Consider the following 2,674-nt stretch of genomic DNA (forward strand, 5'->3'; position numbering starts at 1 on the left):
TTTGGAAGCAGGGGTTGGGTTTAATGCCCGTCTCTCATCAAAACTTTCTCTTCGTGGAGATGTCACTTATCAGCATAGATTTAAGAAAATTGGTTTTTCTGGAACGAGTTTCTCTGCTGGATTGCGCCACCTTTTTTGAAGAGGTGCATAAACTATATAGTAACTTATATATACTTATATATAAGTATATAGTGTTATATTAATTATTAAATTAAATATTTTATTTTATATTTATTGTATTTTGAGAACTTTATTAGCTTAAATATAGATATTATTCTTCAATGAATAGAAGTAGGGGAATAGGAGGCGGCAAGAGTTATGATTTATGTATTTCATAAATATGTATTTTTATGCAACGTTACAACAGCTATTCTTTATTTTTTGCAGGTTACGTATGTTAATGCTGCAGGATCTTCAAGTGATGCAGGAGGGGCATTTTATAAATGCGATGATAGAAAAACACACTTTCTTGCAGATAAAGTCTATTACTTAAAAAGCTCTCAAGAGACGTCTGCTCATATTGCACCTATTGCAGCTATATATGTAGAAAAAGCAGGCACTATTGTTAATGCCTCTCAGATAACAGTTTTTGGCGATGATCCAGATAAAATATCTGCGTATGGGGCGTATGTAAGAAATGGTGGAAAAATTAATCTAATAGCTTCAGATTTTAAGAATATACCTGCTCTTCGTGCTCAAAATGCCGTTATTAGCATGACAGTAGGGGAAATTAAGGGGACTTCACATGCTATTTATGCATGGGGGAGAGGAACGGATATTGCTTTAGTGAGTGTGAATATCAATATTGAGCCAGATAATTTGAATGTAAAAGGGATCGGTATTATGAGTGGTTTTGATGCAATGGTTAAAATGACAGACGGTACCGTTGATTTTAACCAGATTGGCTCATTTTCAACTCGATTTGGGGGGCGCTATCTTCTTGATACTATGGGGATTACGGGGCAAGGAAGGAGGGAGGAAACTTTAACAGATGGTAATGGAGCTATGGGGGTATTGCCAGAAGCTTTTGAGGTTTTTCAAGGTGGTGACGTTCATTTGAAAAACAATTTTATTCAGCTGAACCATATGCATGCATTCTTGATGAAAAACTTTTCAGGTTATGTAAATGATAATGGTAAGTTAATTCAAAAATATATTTCACCAGATGGCTTTAAGAATACAAATATTAAGATAGAAAAAAACAATATTTCTGTTCAGGGTGAGGGAGTATATGGACTGTGCTTTAATGTTTTAGCTCCAGAAGAATTTGCTAAAATGTTGAGGCAACGAGATGATGAAAAAATTTTAGAAACCAAAAAAGTTATCACGGGGAGGGCATTTGTTTATTTATCAGAGACAAATATGACAGTTCCAGACGGGATTGCGATTTATGCGAAGGGGAATAAAGACTATGAAGTAAAAGGCACTCTTGAATTATCGGATGAAACAAAAATCTCTGGTGATTTGTTGCTAAAAGCTGAAAATAATGCTTCTCTATTGGTGAAAGCAAACGCTTCCTCTCTTACAGGAGGTACGCGTGTTGAGGGTAGATCGGTTATTGATTTAGAATTAATTCGTTATTCAAAATGGTATCTTACTAAAAGTAAATACAACGGTTTACAGGAATCTGTTTCATCGCTTTCTTCTCTAAGTCTTTCCAATAGCACATTGATCTTTGATGAAGATAGTGGTTATCAAACGCTACGCATTGGAAAAAAAGCAGATATAGGTGCAGGAGATAAAATTCTCGCATCAAAAGATAAAAAAGTCTACAGTGCTGAGGGAAACGCTCAGATTAGGTTGAATGCATTTTTGAATGATGAGGGTTTGTTTAATTCCCAAAAGACGGATCGCATATTGATCTATGGGGATGTTTCTGGAACGACATTCATTCATGTGCAAAATTTTCCAAAATATGCAAGTAAAGAAGTCTATGAGGGAAAAGATCAAAGCATTTCACTCATTCAAGTTGCTGGAACAGCGCAGGCAGGTTCTTTTCGACTCGCCAATGGTTATGATGATTATACTACGGTGAAAGGTTTTCCTTATCAATATCGTATTCGTGGTTATGGTCCAGGTTCGCCTTTTGGAGAAGCGAATGCTAAGCAAAGATTAGTGGAAGGTGAGGGAGATTTTTGGGATTTCCGACTCGAAGGGGTTTATATTTCTTCTAGAATAGGTTCTTATAATGGTCCATTTGGTAAACCTTCTTCGTTTTCATTATCTCATCCTGTTAATCCTCCATCTTCTCCCCCCAATTCACTTTCTACGTCGTTGATATCTGACTCTCCTTCTTCTACGTTCTCTGGTCCTGTTGATCCTCCCCCTCCCGATCCACTTTCTACGTCGTTTGTGTCTGACCCTCCTTCTTCTACGTCCTCTGATCCTGTTGATCCTCCCCCTCCCGATCCACTTTCTACGTCGTTTGTGTTTGATTCTCCTTCTTCTATGTCCTCTGATCCTGTTGATCCTCCCCCTCCCGATCCACTTTCTACGTCGTTTGTGTCTGATTCTCCTTCTTCTACGTCCTCTGATCCTGTTGATCCTCCACGCCCCAATCCACTTTCTATGTCGTTGCCATCTGAGCCCTCTGTTACGGTATCTCCTTCATCTCCGGATTCTGTTCCTTCTCCTTCTGTCCCTGTCGAACCAAAGCCTTCTGAGTCCTCTGATC

Annotated in this window: 1 protein-coding gene; it reads left to right on the forward strand. The window is 38.1% G+C overall.

The features are described from left to right. Positions 1 to 318: 318 nt before the first annotated feature. The coding region (locus ACFINU_RS09580) for an autotransporter outer membrane beta-barrel domain-containing protein (RefSeq protein ID WP_375618934.1) at positions 319 to 2,674 on the forward strand (2,356 nt) is incomplete at its 3' end.

This window comes from Bartonella sp. AC130YNZD (genome assembly GCF_042196865.1).
GTDB lineage: Bacteria > Pseudomonadota > Alphaproteobacteria > Rhizobiales > Rhizobiaceae > Bartonella.